General features: G+C 34.1%; 17 protein-coding genes. 5 read left to right on the forward strand and 12 right to left on the reverse strand.

Going from position 1 to position 16,262, the window contains the following annotated elements; all coding sequences use genetic code 11:
• Positions 1–6: 6 nt before the first annotated feature.
• From ACJJVT_RS04685 to ACJJVT_RS04720, 8 genes are all read right to left on the reverse strand, one after another.
• Positions 7–633 (reverse strand): ferric reductase-like transmembrane domain-containing protein, encoded by a 627-nt coding sequence (locus ACJJVT_RS04685; RefSeq protein ID WP_405396916.1) that lies wholly within the window; start codon positions 631–633, stop codon positions 7–9.
• A 1-nt stretch (position 634) separates the two neighbouring features.
• On the reverse strand, positions 635–832 hold the full coding sequence (locus tag ACJJVT_RS04690; RefSeq protein WP_276492992.1) for a hypothetical protein: 198 nt from the start codon (positions 830–832) through the stop codon (positions 635–637).
• 1 nt (position 833) lies between these two features.
• Complete coding sequence (locus ACJJVT_RS04695) at positions 834–1,460, reverse strand: O-methyltransferase (RefSeq protein WP_405396917.1); 627 nt, start codon at positions 1,458–1,460, stop codon at positions 834–836.
• Positions 1,461–1,539: 79 nt separating this feature from the next.
• Positions 1,540–2,994, reverse strand: a complete 1,455-nt coding sequence (locus ACJJVT_RS04700; RefSeq protein WP_405396918.1) for a nuclear transport factor 2 family protein — start codon at positions 2,992–2,994, stop codon at positions 1,540–1,542.
• A 113-nt stretch (positions 2,995–3,107) separates the two neighbouring features.
• On the reverse strand, positions 3,108–3,965 hold the full coding sequence (locus ACJJVT_RS04705) for a helix-turn-helix domain-containing protein (protein ID WP_405396919.1): 858 nt from the start codon (positions 3,963–3,965) through the stop codon (positions 3,108–3,110).
• Positions 3,966–3,983: 18 nt separating this feature from the next.
• Positions 3,984–4,556, reverse strand: a complete 573-nt coding sequence (locus ACJJVT_RS04710) for a DUF2911 domain-containing protein (protein WP_405396920.1) — start codon at positions 4,554–4,556, stop codon at positions 3,984–3,986.
• Positions 4,557–4,636: 80 nt separating this feature from the next.
• Complete coding sequence (locus ACJJVT_RS04715; protein ID WP_405396921.1) at positions 4,637–5,626, reverse strand: 2-hydroxyacid dehydrogenase; 990 nt, start codon at positions 5,624–5,626, stop codon at positions 4,637–4,639.
• An 81-nt stretch (positions 5,627–5,707) separates the two neighbouring features.
• Positions 5,708–6,436: a phosphatase PAP2 family protein gene (locus tag ACJJVT_RS04720; protein ID WP_405396922.1), complete on the reverse strand. Its 729-nt coding sequence runs from the start codon at positions 6,434–6,436 to the stop codon at positions 5,708–5,710.
• A 183-nt stretch (positions 6,437–6,619) separates the two neighbouring features.
• Here ACJJVT_RS04720 and ACJJVT_RS04725 point away from each other — a divergent pair, with 183 nt between their 5' ends.
• The gene (locus tag ACJJVT_RS04725) at positions 6,620–7,462 is read left to right on the forward strand and encodes a 1,4-dihydroxy-2-naphthoyl-CoA synthase (RefSeq protein ID WP_405396923.1); all 843 of its coding nucleotides are present in this window, start codon (positions 6,620–6,622) and stop codon (positions 7,460–7,462) included.
• Positions 7,463–7,974: 512 nt separating this feature from the next.
• Here the strand turns inward: ACJJVT_RS04725 and ACJJVT_RS04730 are convergent.
• Together ACJJVT_RS04730 and ACJJVT_RS04735 are read right to left on the reverse strand one after the other, a co-directional pair.
• On the reverse strand, positions 7,975–9,309 hold the full coding sequence (locus ACJJVT_RS04730; RefSeq protein ID WP_405396924.1) for a serine hydrolase domain-containing protein: 1,335 nt from the start codon (positions 9,307–9,309) through the stop codon (positions 7,975–7,977).
• Positions 9,310–9,345: 36 nt separating this feature from the next.
• Positions 9,346–9,750, reverse strand: coding sequence for a DUF2452 domain-containing protein (locus tag ACJJVT_RS04735; protein WP_405396925.1), 405 nt, complete (start codon positions 9,748–9,750; stop codon positions 9,346–9,348).
• Positions 9,751–9,857: 107 nt separating this feature from the next.
• On the opposite strand from ACJJVT_RS04735, the gene ACJJVT_RS04740 reads away from it, so the two are divergent.
• Genes ACJJVT_RS04740 through ACJJVT_RS04755 form a run of 4 tightly spaced genes read left to right on the forward strand, consistent with a single transcriptional unit; the run spans position 9,858 to position 13,945 of the window.
• Positions 9,858–11,369 (forward strand): FG-GAP-like repeat-containing protein, encoded by a 1,512-nt coding sequence (locus tag ACJJVT_RS04740; RefSeq protein ID WP_405396926.1) that lies wholly within the window; start codon positions 9,858–9,860, stop codon positions 11,367–11,369.
• 5 nt (positions 11,370–11,374) lie between these two features.
• On the forward strand, positions 11,375–11,797 hold the full coding sequence (locus ACJJVT_RS04745) for a 3D domain-containing protein (protein WP_405396927.1): 423 nt from the start codon (positions 11,375–11,377) through the stop codon (positions 11,795–11,797).
• On the forward strand, positions 11,794–12,459 hold the full coding sequence (locus ACJJVT_RS04750; protein ID WP_405396928.1) for an N-acetylmuramoyl-L-alanine amidase: 666 nt from the start codon (positions 11,794–11,796) through the stop codon (positions 12,457–12,459). The genes ACJJVT_RS04745 and ACJJVT_RS04750 overlap by 4 nt, the downstream gene beginning before the upstream one ends.
• A 22-nt stretch (positions 12,460–12,481) precedes the next feature.
• A complete protein-coding gene (locus ACJJVT_RS04755) occupies positions 12,482–13,945 on the forward strand; it encodes a M14 metallopeptidase family protein (protein ID WP_405396929.1) in 1,464 nt (487 codons plus the stop codon).
• Positions 13,946–14,016: 71 nt separating this feature from the next.
• On the opposite strand, the gene ACJJVT_RS04760 is transcribed toward ACJJVT_RS04755, so the two are convergent.
• Positions 14,017–14,847, reverse strand: coding sequence for an OmpA family protein (locus ACJJVT_RS04760; RefSeq protein WP_405396930.1), 831 nt, complete (start codon positions 14,845–14,847; stop codon positions 14,017–14,019).
• A 205-nt stretch (positions 14,848–15,052) separates the two neighbouring features.
• Complete coding sequence (locus ACJJVT_RS04765) at positions 15,053–16,144, reverse strand: vWA domain-containing protein (RefSeq protein WP_405396932.1); 1,092 nt, start codon at positions 16,142–16,144, stop codon at positions 15,053–15,055.
• Between the last annotated feature and the right edge of the window lie 118 nt (positions 16,145–16,262).

Genomic DNA, 16,262 nt, shown 5'->3' on the forward strand with positions numbered 1-16,262 from the left:
TTTACCTTAAGCAATGCTTGATTTTTTTGTTCTTAATGCTATCAATTTCTCTTTGATAAATGGTATTCTAATGATAAAACCAATACCAACGATTATAGCATAAATTAACCATGTTTTTTCTAAAATTGCTACATGTAAAAGACTAAGTACAATTGCTGCATATGCCCAACTCTGAAGTTTTTTCCATGTTCGTTTTAGTTTCTTCATCCATTTTCTATTTGAAGTAAATAGCAGTGGAATCAATATTAAAACAGCGATAAAACCAGCTACATAATTTACTTGTGTGAAGGTTTCTAAAAAGCCCTCTGCCCAAATAAAAATAGCAAAATGTAACAAGCTCCAAACTGCTGTTGCAATACCCATTGCTTGACGTACAAATAGATTATTGACACCGAAAAGTATAAAGAATGGGGTACAGGTTAGTACAGCTGTCATCCATCGAATAGCAAACTCGCCCGAAATATGATAAAGCATTTCTAATGTGGACATGCCTTCTTTACCACCGTTATCAACCAAACTTAAAGCAATGCCATTGGTTGAATCAATTTTAAACATGCTGCTTAAAATAAACAATGGAATAATTGCTAAAACAGCAACTATCATCCACCCGTAATTTCTTTTTAAAAATCCCATATTACAAAGTAGCTTTTAACGCGTTCAATTCTTTTTCTAAAGCCTCAGCTTTCGCCTTAAACTTTTGCATAGCTTTTTTCAATTGACCTATTTTTTTGAAAGCCTCTTCATCTTGAACCGCTTCATAAGTTGTTTCGCCGTTTTTCTCTTTAAATTTTGACTTGCTGCCACATGTTGGGCATAATGCTATATCGCTCATGTTATCTAATTTTTATTAGGACTACTTTACCACCATATTTTGATACTAAATGGTACTTCTTGTTTTGACTAATAACACTTAAAAACCGCTGTGTATCAGACAGATCTGCATTATCAACATAAATAATGGTGCTGTTATGAAAATTTGGTTCTAGCATTTGAAATAGCGATAAGTATAAATCTTTCCAACCATCTAGAAATAATAAATCTATAGGTTCTGAATGCCCTTTTAGCGTATCTATCGCATTACCAATTCTAACCTCGATTCGATGGTCAACTCCGGCTTTTTTGAAATTCTCAATGGCTTTTTCTGCCTTAGAAGCGATTAGTTCAGTTGTAATAATACTGCCTTCTGTTTCTAATATACCTTCTGCTAAATACAATGTAGATATACCAAAAGAAGTACCGAATTCTACAATATTTTTTAACTCGTTTTCTTTTATTAACTGAACGATATCTGTGCCTTGTTTTTTGGTGATGGACAGATATGCGTCTTTAAAATCTGAAGGTGTCATCGGACCAATAATACTTTTTGCCAAGGCTTTCATTATTCTTAATTGGTCGTACTTGGCGTCTTCAAATAATTCAGCCAATGTGACTTCAATTTTGTTATATGCTGTAGTTATCATATTATTTGAAATTATGAAAAGGAATAGCTGTGGTAATAACTATTCCTTTTTTTATTACTTATGTATTTATACCAAAATGTTAGAATTTACCATTTTCGTTTTTCCACTTAGATTTTGCAGGAATCGGTGCAATAACATCCCAGTGTTCTACTATTAAACCATCTTCTAATCTGAATAGATCGTAGTAAGCGGTATGGTCTCCTTTACCAAATTTACCTTCGCTTACACTTAGTACAAAGTTACCTTGACCTAATACCATATGAAGATTGTCATATTCCATTACCAATCCGTTTTCTGCGAAGTACTTCATTGCAGCTCCAAAACCATCTAAACCATCTGCAACTGCCGGGTTGTGTTGAACGTATTCTTTAGGATTGATGTAACTAGCCACTTTATCCATTTGGTGACCTAACAATACATTCTCAATAAATCCTCTTACTACAGCTTTATTAGCTTCTGTTTTATCTAAATCTGATAGCGCAGTTGTACCGTCGAACTGAGTATGTCCGCTTTGGTTTGGTTTTTGAACCGGTAATAAATTATCCCAGTGCTCTACGATTAATCCGTCTTCGAATCTGAAAATATCAAATGCAGCTTTTGGACCGAAAAAATCATATTCTGTATGTGTAAATACATAATCTCCATCTTGAAAAGCACGAATAACCTTTGCTTTAAATCCGCCTTCTGGAGCATTGTGCATTAGTTCGCCAAAACCTTTTAAACCATCTGCAACACCTAAATTATGCTGAATATATTTATCTGGATTGATGTATGAAATTGGAGTTTGATCCCCTGTATTAAAACTGTTCAATAAAGCAACTACTTTATCTTTATTCGTTAAAGTAACGTTCTTTAAAGACGTTAAAGATTGATATCTAATCATATCGATACTTGACTGATCCATCATGCCCATAAATTCTTTGGCAACTGCAGCATTCATAAAATCTTGAATTACAGCATCTGAATGTGCTTTAGTATCCCAATAGGCAAGGGCAACTTGTTCACCAGCGTCATTTTTACCGGTAATACGTTGTAAAAAGCCAGTTTGTTTTTCACTAAATTCTGGTCCGACTCTGTCATTAACCTTATTAAAAACTTCAGCATTGGTTCCTTCTTTTGTTTTAAAGGTCATTACCTCTGTAAAGGTGCTATTGCTTGCCGTAAATTCATCGGATATGGTAAATCGTGACATCTTCATTGTTGAACCTTCGATCATGTTGGCATAGGTTGCAACAGACTCATCTGCCATAAACTTATCCATAGAGGCTTTTGCATCTGCTAAAGATTTCCAATAAACCAATACAACATATCTACCTTGATCATCTACACCACTTTGGCGTCTTATGTAACCAGGTTGTTTACTAGTAAATGTTTCTTCTATTTCGACGTCTAGGGTGTTGAACTCTAATTCACTTGCTGTAGTTTTAATATTGAAGCTTGTTACCTCTAATACAGTTTCTACTTTTTTGTCTTCATTATTACAACTAGCTATTGCCATTGCAAAAAGACTTAATGCTGCTATTTTAATTTTCATAATATTCAATTTAATTTTAGTTAGTGATTTTTCACACTGCAAAATTAAAGTGAGACTACTTGTTTATGTTTATCAAAATGATGCTAAGAATGGTAAATGTGTGATTGTATTAATTATTTGTTTTTGAATGCTTTAGGAGATAATTGTACATTCTTCTTAAAGAACTTGGTAAAATTGGTCAGCTCATCAAATCCGATTTCAAAGGCTATTTCCTTAAAACTTAAGTCAGTACTAACAATGGCACGTTTGGCTTCTAAAATGACATAGTTGTCTATAAAAGTTTTGGCGGTATCTAAGGTGAATTCCTTTACTACTTCGTTCAGGTTTTTAGTTGTAATAGAAAGCTTTTCAGCGTAATCTTTTACGTTTCTAGTTTGCGTGTAATTTAGTTCTACTAAATTTTTGAAAGCTATAAAATAGGGAAAGTTCTTGGAGTTATTTTGGACTAAAACCTCGTTGTTTTCACGCTCTAATCTTAATAAATAGAGATTTATTAATGATGCGACAATATTATTCTGAGCAAAAGAGGTGGTATTAGCGAGCTCAGTATTTAGCTGTTCTAAAAATAATTTGTTGAGATTTTCATTTTCAGAAATAGGAGAGGTGATATGGTAATTGTATAAATGAGAAATGATGTTTATAGAAGATTTTGAGAAATGATACATTACAAATTCTTCTGTAAATAAGATTAAAAATCCTTCGTAATTGGCATTCTTTTCAAAAGCATGAACTTGACCCTTTGATAATTTTAATACGGTTCCTTTTTTTAGAGAATAGTCTTTTAAATCTACCTGATGCGTACCAGTACCTTTTGTTACTATAAGTAATGCGAAAAAATGAATTCTATGAGGTAGCGTAGGGTCGTGGTCTTCTATTTCGGGCAGTCTTTTAAAAAACTTGGTCAGATTTAAACATTCGAAGTTATGTTCGTTTTCTGCATCTTGAAATGATATGTTAGGTATGTTTTTCAAACTTTATATAATAGAATTTCAATAACTAATAGTCAATTCTACTCTGTCCATGTCCCATGCAATATACATTACACCTATATCTTCTTCTAAATCATCAAATTGAATCGAAAATTCTTCAACTGGCTGCTGGTTTTTTAAAACATGAGCACTTATTCTTAATACATCATTATTTTGATCGTAGCTGTAATGACCCCAATGATCTATAGCGGTATTGAAAATGATAGTCCATTGTTCTTCTGTAGGTATTGCATACATAGAATACGTACCTTTTCTAAGTAATTTACCTTCTATTTCTACATCTTTATAGACCTTGATTTCTGTAGCTTCATTAGCACCTAAGCGCCATATTTCATTGTATTTGACCATACCACCAAAAACTTGTCGCCCGTTTTTTTGTGGTCTACTATAATCAATTCTTAATGCAGGAGAATCAGGAAGATTTCTTTCTGGAGCAAATTTAATGTCATGGGCAAAATGGTCTGGTAAATAGACCCTGTCTAACGGACTTTTATCTAACCCTCTAAATTCTTGGGCGAACCCAATGGTAGTAAATAAACTAAAAATGGCAACTACGGCGATTAATTTTCTCATACTGCTTTAAATGTTGAATCAATTGGTATGGGAATTTAAGAATTATCAGCCAATTTTAAGATTATGCCTAGTAAATCTATTTACTTTACTTCATTTGTCAACGCCGTATTATTCTTAAAAGCCTTTATGTTATCAAGGGTTGTTATCGTTATTTGATCCATAGCTTCTTTGGTGAAATAAGCTTGATGCGAAGTAATTAATACATTCGGGAAGCTCAACAGCCTCAATATTTGCTCATCTTGTATAATATGTTCAGATAAATCTTCAAAGAACAGATTCTCTTCTTGCTCATACACATCAATACCTAAGTAGCCAATTTTCTTAGTTATTAAACCTTCAATGGCGTCTGCAGTATTAATTAACGCGCCACGGCTTGTATTAATAATCATAACGCCTTCTTTCATAGCGGCTATAGAAGTTTTGTTGACAATATGTTTGGTGTGTTTGTTTAGCGGACAATGAAGCGATAAGATGTCTGACTGTTTAAATACTTCTTCTAATGAAACATATGTTACCCCCAATTCCAATAACTCTTGATTCTCGGCGATATCATAAGCAATAATATTACAGCCAAAACCTTTAATTATTTTGCAGAAAGTAGCTCCGATTTGTCCGGTTCCTATAACTCCGACTGTTTTTTTATGCAGATTAAATCCGATGAGATTCTTTAGAGAAAAATTACCTTCTCTAACTCGATTGTAGGCTTTATGTGTTTTTCTATTTAAGGTTAGTATTAGTGCTAATGCATGTTCTGCGACTGCCTCTGGCGAATATGCAGGTACTCTGACTACTTTTATATTATGACTTTTAGCCGCTTCTAAATCTACATTATTATAACCTGCGCAGCGTAATGCTATTAATTTTACTCCGTTAGTTGCCAATACCTCAATCGTAGCTTTGTCGACAACATCATTGACAAAAACACAAACTACATCGCTATCCGTGGTAAGTTTAGCTGTGTCTGAATTTAATGCGGTCTCATAAAACGAGAACGTATATTGGTGTGCATCGTTATACTTTTCGAAGTATTCTTGGTCATAAGATTTTGTACTAAAAACAGCTATTTTCATAAAAATTCAATTGGTAATTTATTATGCCATAAAATTAATTAATGGAACTTATAATTTTATGACAATTATCAGGTTTGCACTTTATGTTTTCGGATCTTTTCTAAACAATTCAATCAAGTCAAATATTAGTATACAGAAAACTACCCAAATAAATCCGGCGATGAATCCGCCTGCGACATCCGAAGGAAAATGGACTCCCAAGTATATTCTACTTATTCCTATGCTTAGAATAATTATTATCAATGCGATAATTAAAACATACTTCATCACTTTATTAATATTAAATTTAGTGACTAGAAATATTAGAAATCCGTAGAAAGCCATTGCACTCATGGCATGGCCGCTTGGGTAACTCAATGTTTCTACCGATACTAAATGTTCAATACTAGGGCGGGCACGATCAATAAAACGTTTCAACATCATATTAGAACCCGTAGCTAATGCTAAAACCAAGGTCGCTTGCAGAACATATTTCCATCGTTTAAATACCAAAAGAGATACCAAAAGAAAAACAGCAAGTACTATTAAATAACCATATGCGTTGCCAACAAGGGTCATGAATTTAAAGTACGAGGTTAACCCAGGTGTTCGATAATAAATTATATAATCTGTAATTGCTGTATCGTAGCTAGCAAGCATCTCAGTCTTTAAAGTTTCTGTCAATTCTACAAATAAATTAATACCGCCAACAACAATTACTAACGCTACAATGACCGTAATTACATACGGTAATGTGGTATTGTATTGGTTAAGTTTATTCGCTAAGAATTCACGAAGCGATTTTATAAATGTAAAAAGAGATTGTTTCATGAAAGCTACTATTGATTTTTTGTAAACATAGTCGTTAACGCCCACATCTACTATTTCAAATAAATTGATAACTAACTCGATTGAGTTAATGCCTATATTTTAAATCAGACAACCTATTTTTCAAATTTGGACAGGTATACTTTGAACCCTTATCTTTATACCATAATAGAATTGTTAGAAATTATGAAATCACCCAACTGGAAAACAGCTATAGAATTTGATGATATTACCTATAAAAAATGTGATGGCGTAGCGCGTATAGCGTTTAACCGACCAAATGTTCGAAATGCTTTTAGGCCACATACAACAAGTGAGCTAATTAAAGCTTTTTATGATGCTCAAGAAGACACGTCTATTGGAGTGGTTTTACTTTCTGCGGAAGGACCTTCTACAAAAGACGGCATATGGTCTTTTTGTTCTGGTGGTGATCAAAAGGCTAGGGGAGAGAAAGGATATGTTGGTCAAGATGGTCAGCATCGTTTGAATATATTAGAAGTTCAGCGGATGATTCGTTTTATGCCAAAAGTGGTTATATGTGTTGTACCAGGATGGGCCGTTGGAGGCGGACATAGTTTGCACGTGGTTTGCGATATGACTCTAGCTAGTAAAGAACATGCTATATTCAAACAAACCGATGCCGATGTAACTAGCTTTGATGGCGGATACGGTTCTGCTTACTTAGCTAAAATGGTGGGGCAGAAAAAAGCACGTGAAATATTCTTTTTAGGTAGAAACTATTCTGCACAAGATGCTTTAGATATGGGTATGGTGAATGCCGTAATACCTCATGATGAGTTAGAAGATACTGCTTTTCAATGGGCACAAGAGGTTTTAGAAAAATCGCCTATATCAATAAAAATGCTAAAGTTCTCTATGAACCTAACCGATGACGGTATGGTCGGACAACAAGTATTCGCAGGTGAAGCAACAAGGTTGGCATATATGACCGAAGAAGCGAAAGAAGGAAGAAACGCATTTCTAGAAAAGCGTAAACCGAATTTTGGAAAAGATAATTGGCTACCGTAAGAATGGCCGCTAGCTTTTAGATGTTGGCTATTGACTACATTAAAAAAAGTTCATTTTTCCTTTTGGAAAAATGAACTTTTTTAGGCTAAAGGCTAAAGGCTAAAGGCTAAAGGCTAAAGGCTAAAGGCTAAAGGCTAAAGGCTAAAGGCTAAAGGCTAAAGGCTAAAGGCTAAAGGCTAAAGGCTAAAGGCTAAAGGCTAAAGGCTAAAGGCTATAGCAGATTGTTGAAACCCGAAGCGTTTCCGAATCAATTAAACAGTACTTAATACTCTTTTTTCTGAACACTGCCAACTGAAACACCCGTAACTAAAAAGAGTCCGATCAGTGAAGATCAGACTCTTTTACGAGAACACTATATGAAAATGAAAAATTTTTAATTCGTTTTTAATAACACTGTAAATGTATATATCATTTAATGTTCTTTGAAACTATTGTTGGCAAACAAGAGAATTTTGTTGTGAACTTCTCAAAAAATGTGGTATTGCATTTAAAAGGTTAAAGTTTTGCCCTTTTTATCGAATAGAAGCTATTATTTCTTTCAACAGTGTGTTGAATTGCTCGTCGGTCTGTTCTTTGAGTCCGGTTCTGACTACCACAAGATCTTTTGAAGGTATTATAAAGATGCGTTGCCCTTGAAATCCGTTTACTGAATATAGGTCTGTAGGAATGTCCTCATATTTTCCTTCTGCATTCAGCCAAAAGTGTGCACCGTAAGTTCCGTTAGAATTGATTGTGGGTTTTGCTACATAGTCTGACCATGACTCTGAAAAGATGCGATTACCGTTCCAATCTCCCTTATTTAAGTATAGCAATCCGAATTTAGCCCAATCTCTCGTTGTTGCCCATCCGTAAGAAGACAATATATAGTTCCCACTTAAATCGGTCTCCAGAAGCATAGAGTTCATCCCTATTTTATCAATTAATTCTTTATACGGAAAGTCTAAATATTCTTGATGTGTGGCGAACTGCTCTCTTAGAATTCCAGAAAGTAAGTTAGTGGTACCAGAAGAATAGTTCCATACCAAAGTAGGAGCTGCAACTACGTTTTTATTGCGTTGTGCCAAAGTCATATCCGAGTCTAAGAACAACATACGGGTAACATCAGATATTTTAAAATAGTTCTCGTCCCATTCCAATCCGCTTTGCATACGTAATAGGTGATTAAGAGTAATACCATTTTTCGGATTTACCTTGCTAATTTCCTGAGAAAGGGGTTTGTAGTCCATCTTTATTTCGCCTTTATACTCCAAAATACCATAAAGCGTAGACAAGATACTTTTGGTCATTGACCACCCAAGAATTTTTGTATCCTTCGAAAATCCTCGAATATAGCGCTCACCAATAATTTGATTTTTATGTACTACTAAAAGAGATCTTGTTTTTTGTTCGGGATCTTGAAAAGCATTTTCGAAAGCCACTTCTAATTTATCATAAGCTACATTTTCTAAAACTGTATCGACAACTCCGTTATTTCCATAAGGGAAAGGCAGTGAATCTTGCACTTTAAATCTATTGGGAACAATATCGAAATTGTGTTTAGAAAACTCTTTATTGGTAAGTACAGCACCAAGTCCTTCTTTATAAACCGCTGTTCTTGGCATTAGTCCGTATACCTTGGCAGTGGCAGATGTATTCTCATTTGACACCTCTGTATCTGCCAATTTGATCAAAGGCATATCATTATCGTTCAATGTAATATCATCTGGGTCTCTATCTGCAATAAAAACACTAGAAGCCATGTTTTTAGATGCATAGCCTGATATTAAATTTAGTTTAGGATAGTTGAAATATGCCGCAGCAATGATACCGACTAATACAATACCTAAAAGCAGTTTTCTTTTCTTCATTCTTAAGGTGTTCTTTATTTAATTATTGGAGTTGAATTAATTTAGTTTCTCCCAAGTTTTATCTGATGTAAGTTTAAAACTACCAACATGGTTAAAGTTACATTCTTGAGGTAAAATCAATGATAGAAAGGTGCTTTCATCTTTTGCTTTGTATAAATGATATTCCTTGCCAACAATCGGCTCAAAACTGAATTTAGCACTGTATACAAGGTTGTTGTATTCAAAATTATCCATCAGTTTCTTGTATGATGCTTGTAGTGCTTCATATTCGGCCTTAAACTGATTATTGGCACTTAAAATATGTGTATTCTTCCAAGAAGTTACGTCTGGCGGAGTAATTTTTGGTGCTGACACTCCGGTTGCAAATGGGGATAGTTTTCCGTGATACTCTTGGGTATCTTCATTGAAAACTACATTATCTGGTTTCTTTTCTTTTTTCATAGCAGTACAAATTTAAAGAAAAGCCTGCATTTATCACTTGCAAGATTATAGGGGTATAGGTATCTTCCATTCTTTAAATTTGAATTCAACAAAACCAACTAATTCTAATGGCTCTTAAATCTGCCTTATACCTTATTTTGTTATGCTTTATTGTTTCGTGTAACACAGAAAAACGTCCTAAAGAAGTGGTACTTTATGAAAATTATTGTGCCAGCTGTCATATAGCACCGAATATTAATGATCTACCAAAAGATATATGGCGAGATAATATACTGCCAGACATGGGTGCTCGATTGGGAATTATTACCCCAGAAAACCACCCCTATTATGAATACTCTTTCGATGAGCAAATTGCTATAATTAAAACCGGAATCTACCCGAGTAGACCTATTTTAAATGAGCAAGATTGGGAGTTGTTGGTCGATTATATAATAAGCATGGCACCAGATAGCGTTGTAAACAATCCTATTAAAATTGAAAACGCTGAGCTATCTCAATTTAACGCTAAACCTGTTGCATTAGATAGTGTTAAGGGCAACTTATATACTTTTATAAGCATCGATACACTACATCATCAAATACTTACAGGGAATAGGAGAGGGTTACTAAGTGCTTATGACCTTACAACTAATACCAATAACGACATCGGTAATTTTGATTTAGCTATTACAGATGCTCGAATTATTGGCGACAGTATTTTTGTGACCAATATGGGTATAATGGACCCCAATGAAATACCTAGAGGAAAATCTGTTCTTAAAAATGGAAGTGCTACTGCTATTCTACAAGATTCATTACATAGACCTGTACATACCTTATATATCGATTTAAATAATAATGGAAACGAAGAAATTATTATTAGCGAATTCGGTAACCTAAAAGGTAAATTAACGTTACTTGAAAAAGATGAATACGGATTCTACAAGAACAAAACATTACTGAATGTACCCGGAACGATACGAGTGATTGCAAAGGATATGGATCGCGATGGAAAACAAGATTTAGTAGTAATGGCAGCACAAGGCGATGAAGCGATGTACATATTATACCAAAGAGAAAATTTGACTTTTGAGCTTGACAAAGTAATTCGTTTTAGTCCCGTTTATGGTTCTAGCTGGTTTGAATTGGTTGACTATAATGGAGACGGATTTGATGATATTATCACCGTTAACGGTGATAATGCAGATAAATCTATATTTCATAAACCTTATCATGGTATGCGTATTCATTTAAATGATGGTAACAATAACTTTAAAGAAACCTTCTTCTTTCCTTTAAACGGCGCCACTAGAGTTATTGCCAATGATTTTGATCAAGATGGTGATGTAGATTTTGCCCTTTTAGCGACTTTTCCTGATTATGAAAAGCACCCTGATTATAACATTGTGTATTTAAGAAATGAGGACAGTACCAATTATAATTTTACCTCAGAGCATTTTACAGACACCAAATTGGGTAGGTGGTTTTTGATGGATACCGCCGATATTGATAATGATGGTGATGATGATTTGGTATTAAGCGCATTGAATTATTCTTTTACGCCTGTACCAGAATATATAGCAGATGCTTGGAAGGAAAGCTATACCGATCTCTTAATTTTAGAAAATAAACTACATTAGTAGGTATGAAGAACAAATTATTCATTGTTTTATCTCTTGTTATAGCGCTTAGTTGTACAGATAAACCATTGAATGATAAGTATGATTGGGTACCAATGACTGTTACCGCAACTGCCTATAATTCTTTACCGTACCAAACTTCATACGAGCACCCAGCAATTACAGCATGGGGAGATTCTATAAAGCCAGGTCAAAAATGGATTGCTGTTTCTAGAGATTTGTTAAAGAAAGGATTAAGCTACAACACCATGGTGAAGATAGATACCTTTGAGGGTGTCTATATAGTAAAAGATAAAATGCATTCGCGTTGGCGAAATAGAATAGATATTTACATGGGCGAAGATGTAAATGAAGCAAAAGAATGGGGCAGGAGAAAAATAACTATTTCGTATGCCGTTGAAAAAGATAGTTTAGAAATTATTGAATGAAGAAAAGTAGCATAGTTTATTTTGTTTTGGGTTTGGTGTTAGTATCATGTTCTAATACAAAAACAATTGTAGAACACCCCATAACCTTTAATGAAGAGCGCAAAATATTAACGTTGGAGTATCTTCAAAATAGATACGGACTAGAGCAAGATTCCCCAAAAATTGAGCCTAAAATGATTGTTTTACATTGGACGGTCATTCCCACATTCGAAAAATCGTTTGAAGCCTTCGACCCTGTAACTTTGCCCAATTGGAGACCCGATATTAAAAATGTAAGTGGTTTAAATGTCTCTTCTCAATTTATGGTCGATAGAGATGGTACTATTTATCAACTTTTGCCAGAAACGACCATGGCACGACATGTAATAGGGCTGAACCATTGTGCTATTGGAGTAGAAAATGTTGGTGGCACTGAAGAATTACCTTTAACCAAAGCGCAATTTAAATCTAATATTTGGTTGGTGAAGTATTTGAAAGATAAGTATGATATTGACTACTTGATCGGACATTACGAATACACCCTTTTTGAGGATCATCCACTTTGGCTAGAAATAGATGAAGGCTATAGAACTGTAAAAACAGATCCGGGACCTGAATTTATGGCTAACGTTAGAAAGGCAGTAAAGAATTTAGATTTTAAAGAACTACCCATTAAACAATAGAAAAACTAAAGAATAACAGTACATGAAAAACATATTTCTATCCATATTAAGTTTATGCTCGCTCTCGGTTATTGGACAATCAGATAATATTACTACCCAATTATACGACACTTACGAAAACTACAAAGAAAGTTCGATTGGCAAACGACGTATTAAAAGAACCGATATTCAACCGCTTATTGATAAACTTTCTGCTAATAGCAAGTTTAAAGTACATACGGTTGGTAAATCTATTGGAGGTAAAGATTTAAGCTTGATAAGTATTGGTACTGGGGAAACCGATGTTTTTCTTTGGTCTCAAATGCATGGTGATGAACCAACGGCAACACAAGCAATTTTTGATATCTTGAATTTCTTCGATAGCGCAGATTTCAAAAAAGAAAAGGAAGCTATTCTTGCTAACCTTACAGTTCATTTTTTACCTATGCTAAATCCTGATGGGGCTGAGCTTTATCAGCGTAGAAATCTGTTAGGTATAGATATCAATAGAGATGCATTGCGTTTGCAGTCTCCAGAATCTCAAACTTTAAAAAGAGTTAGAGATAGTCTAGATGCCGATTTCGGATTCAATCTTCATGATCAAAGCACGTATTATAATGCTGAACGTACCGAAAAGCCTGCTACGATATCTTATTTGGCTCCGGCTTATAATTATGAAAAGGATATCAATGAAACTCGTGGTAATGCCATGAAAATTATCGTTTTTATGAATGATATTTTACAGAAATATGCACCAGGACAAGTTGGTAGATATAATGATGATTTTGAACCAAGAGCCTTCGGAGATAATATTCAAAAATGGGGAACAAGCACTATTTTAATTGAGTCCGGTGGATTTCCTGAGGATGTTGAAAAGCAAGAAATCAGGAAACTAAATTATACTTCTATCTTATCTGCAATTTATACTATTGCTCAAAAATCATATGAAGCTATCGGAATCGAAGAATACGAGAAAATTCCGGAGAACGATAGAAAACTGTTCGATTTGAAAATTGTTAATGCTAACTATAATCTTATGGGTAATACATATACTATAGATATTGGTGTGAATAAGATTGAAGTAGATTACCCCGATCACAATTCTTTTTGGTACAGTAGTAGAATTTTAGATCAAGGTGACCTTTCTACCTATTATGGTTATGAAACATTAGATGCTACTGGTTATACCATAAAACAGGCAAAAGTCTACCCGAAGACATTAAACAGTTTTAACGATGTTGAAGGGTTGGATTTTAATGATGTATTAAAACAAGGTTATGGTTATTTGCGTTTATCTACATTCCCTGCAAAAAATATTAATTCTCCTTACCCTGTTCATTTAATAGGGACAAAATTTATCGTACCAGAGTTGAATATTATGCCAGGCATCAACCCGACTTTCTTTTTAGAAAAAGCTGGAATCATTGAATATGCTGTGATTAACGGATTTTTAGTAAACCTAAAAGAATCTGAAATACACGTGCCAAACGGTATGATTTTTAGATAAGAGATTTAAATTTAAAGCATAAAAAAAGGGAAGCATTTGCTTCCCTTTTTATGTATATAGAACCGAAGTTCTTACATATTATCTTCTGCATCTAAAAGTGCAAAGAATTTATCTAAGTTTGGTAAGATGATAATCTTTGTTCTTCTATTCATTGCCATGTGATCTTTAGAATCATTTTCTACTAAAGGCAAGTAACTACTTCTACCAGAAGCAATTAATTGAGAAGGATCAACATCGTATTCTTTCTGTAATTTACGTACAATTGAAGTCGCACGTTTTACACTTAAATCCCAGTTATCTGTAACCATCGGCGTGTTGATTGTTCTTGAATCTGTATGACCTTCAACCATAACTTCCATACTTGGCTCAGATTTAATTACATCTGCCAATTTGGTTAATATTTTATTAGCCTTGCTACTTACATTATAGCTTGCTGTGTTGAATAATAACTCATCAGAGATATTGATCATTACTACAGTCTTATCAATACTAACATCGATATCTTCACCTTCTTCAGAAATTGATTGCTTCAATTTGTAAGATATTGCCAAGTTCATTGAATCTTGTAATGTTTGTGCAGCTGCTAATTTAGCTGGATCAACATTTTTCAATGTATTTCTCATCTTAGCTTTTGTATTGTTACTCATAACAGCAACATCATCAACGCTAGTGAACTGGCTATCGTTCATATCTTTCAATGAGTTGATTTTTGAATTGTACTCTTCTACACGAGCTTCAATTTTTGTCATTTGAGCTTGCAGCTCTTCTTTCTCAACTTGAGTCTTTTGTAACGTACTCTGTGTTTGAGATAGGTTATCTTCTAATGCAACATATTTCTTTTTAGATACACATGAAGTTAAAAGCGCTACCGATACTATAGTAACTAAGGATAATCTTTTCATTTTGTTCTCTTTTAATTAATATTAGTCTAATCGGTCTTATATACGGCACAAATCGATAAACGGATGTTTAAATACAGAAGCTATGTTCATCTCATTGATAATATATAGCTCAACAAAATGATTATCAACAGGTTGTTGATTTCAGTTTAGCGCAAAAAAAAAGAAGCATTTTCATGCTTCTTTCTATATTTTGATAGATAGTTACCTATTCGCAACCACCTGTAAATCCGTTTGCACTAAATTTGGTTTGTACCGCTCCTTGTCTGGAACCTGTGTTGATTTCGATAGCTAAGTTGTTTTCACCACTACCATCTCTTTTAGGACTACAGTATTCAAATAAGTAAAAGCTATTTGCTCTTTCAGATACCTTCTCAGAGATATCTCTAAATGTTCTTTCTAATTCATCTTTATTGGTTGCAAATACACTAGCGGTTTTACCAACAGCGGTTAAAACTTCTGTGTCAATCTCTGCGCCAAGACCAATACTAAAGAATGATATATTAGCATTCGCTTCATCTACTTTTTTCAATGCTGCTTCTTCTGTAAAACGAGAAGCTTGATCTGTACCATCTGTAAATATTACTACTGACGCTGCACCAATTTTACCATCTGCAGTAGATACCTTAACCAAATCAGATGCAATATCTGTTGATTTTATAACTGCACCGTACAAATCTGTAGAGGGATCATTACTGATGTTATCTGTAATTCCGTCAACTGCTTCAGTAAGCTCAACTCTAGATGATGTCAACTCATTTAGTAAATGCAACTCATCTTCACCATCGAACCAATAAATAGCCATTTTTACGGACTCTGATGCGGTTGCCGGCATAACTGCTTCTATAAAACTCGTAGAAGCAAGCTTTAATTCTTCTAAGCTACTGCTCAATACACTATTACTTAAATCTAAAACTAGTAATGTGTTATTCGAGAAAATCTGTGAGTTTGGTGATATACGTGCAGAAGACTCTGATGTAGAAATTGTCTTGAAACAATCATCGTTTCTTCCTTGCTCGTAAATAGTAAATTGATTTGCCGTTAAACCGGGTACAGGGTTACCGCCTGTATCTGATACTCTAAAAAATACAGATACTTTACCAGGTAGGGTTGTATATTGTTCTTGTATAGATAAAACCAGTTCTCCTTGTTCGAGTCCTAAACAATCATCTACTTCAGTTCCTTTTCCTAATCCGTCGCCTGTATTTAGGTTCAAGCTTACATCATCATCTGCATTACCACAAGAAACAAGTAGTGTTAAGATAAATAACACACTGAAACTCTTAAAAAAATTCTTCATATTCATTAATTATAGGTTCAACTAGCAGAACGGACAAAGTTTATTTAAATTATGGCGATTGAAAAAATAAATGTTAAAGATTGTTAAAGCGGATGCTTTTACATGTCTAAAGTTCTCA

The organism is Maribacter sp. Asnod2-G09 (genome assembly GCF_045063795.1).
In the GTDB taxonomy this organism is placed as follows: Bacteria; Bacteroidota; Bacteroidia; order Flavobacteriales; family Flavobacteriaceae; genus Maribacter.

Coding starts and splice junctions, on each gene's coding strand:
- ACJJVT_RS04685 (WP_405396916.1), bottom strand. CDS start 633: ATGGGATTTTTAAAAAGAAATTACGGGTGGATGATAGTTGCTGTTTTA.
- ACJJVT_RS04690 (WP_276492992.1), bottom strand. CDS start 832: ATGAGCGATATAGCATTATGCCCAACATGTGGCAGCAAGTCAAAATTT.
- ACJJVT_RS04695 (WP_405396917.1), bottom strand. CDS start 1,460: ATGATAACTACAGCATATAACAAAATTGAAGTCACATTGGCTGAATTA.
- ACJJVT_RS04700 (WP_405396918.1), bottom strand. CDS start 2,994: ATGAAAATTAAAATAGCAGCATTAAGTCTTTTTGCAATGGCAATAGCT.
- ACJJVT_RS04710 (WP_405396920.1), bottom strand. CDS start 4,556: ATGAGAAAATTAATCGCCGTAGTTGCCATTTTTAGTTTATTTACTACC.
- ACJJVT_RS04715 (WP_405396921.1), bottom strand. CDS start 5,626: ATGAAAATAGCTGTTTTTAGTACAAAATCTTATGACCAAGAATACTTC.
- ACJJVT_RS04720 (WP_405396922.1), bottom strand. CDS start 6,436: ATGAAACAATCTCTTTTTACATTTATAAAATCGCTTCGTGAATTCTTA.
- ACJJVT_RS04725 (WP_405396923.1), top strand. CDS start 6,620: ATGAAATCACCCAACTGGAAAACAGCTATAGAATTTGATGATATTACC.
- ACJJVT_RS04730 (WP_405396924.1), bottom strand. CDS start 9,309: ATGAAGAAAAGAAAACTGCTTTTAGGTATTGTATTAGTCGGTATCATT.
- ACJJVT_RS04735 (WP_405396925.1), bottom strand. CDS start 9,750: ATGAAAAAAGAAAAGAAACCAGATAATGTAGTTTTCAATGAAGATACC.
- ACJJVT_RS04740 (WP_405396926.1), top strand. CDS start 9,858: ATGGCTCTTAAATCTGCCTTATACCTTATTTTGTTATGCTTTATTGTT.
- ACJJVT_RS04745 (WP_405396927.1), top strand. CDS start 11,375: ATGAAGAACAAATTATTCATTGTTTTATCTCTTGTTATAGCGCTTAGT.
- ACJJVT_RS04750 (WP_405396928.1), top strand. CDS start 11,794: ATGAAGAAAAGTAGCATAGTTTATTTTGTTTTGGGTTTGGTGTTAGTA.
- ACJJVT_RS04755 (WP_405396929.1), top strand. CDS start 12,482: ATGAAAAACATATTTCTATCCATATTAAGTTTATGCTCGCTCTCGGTT.
- ACJJVT_RS04760 (WP_405396930.1), bottom strand. CDS start 14,847: ATGAAAAGATTATCCTTAGTTACTATAGTATCGGTAGCGCTTTTAACT.
- ACJJVT_RS04765 (WP_405396932.1), bottom strand. CDS start 16,144: ATGAAGAATTTTTTTAAGAGTTTCAGTGTGTTATTTATCTTAACACTA.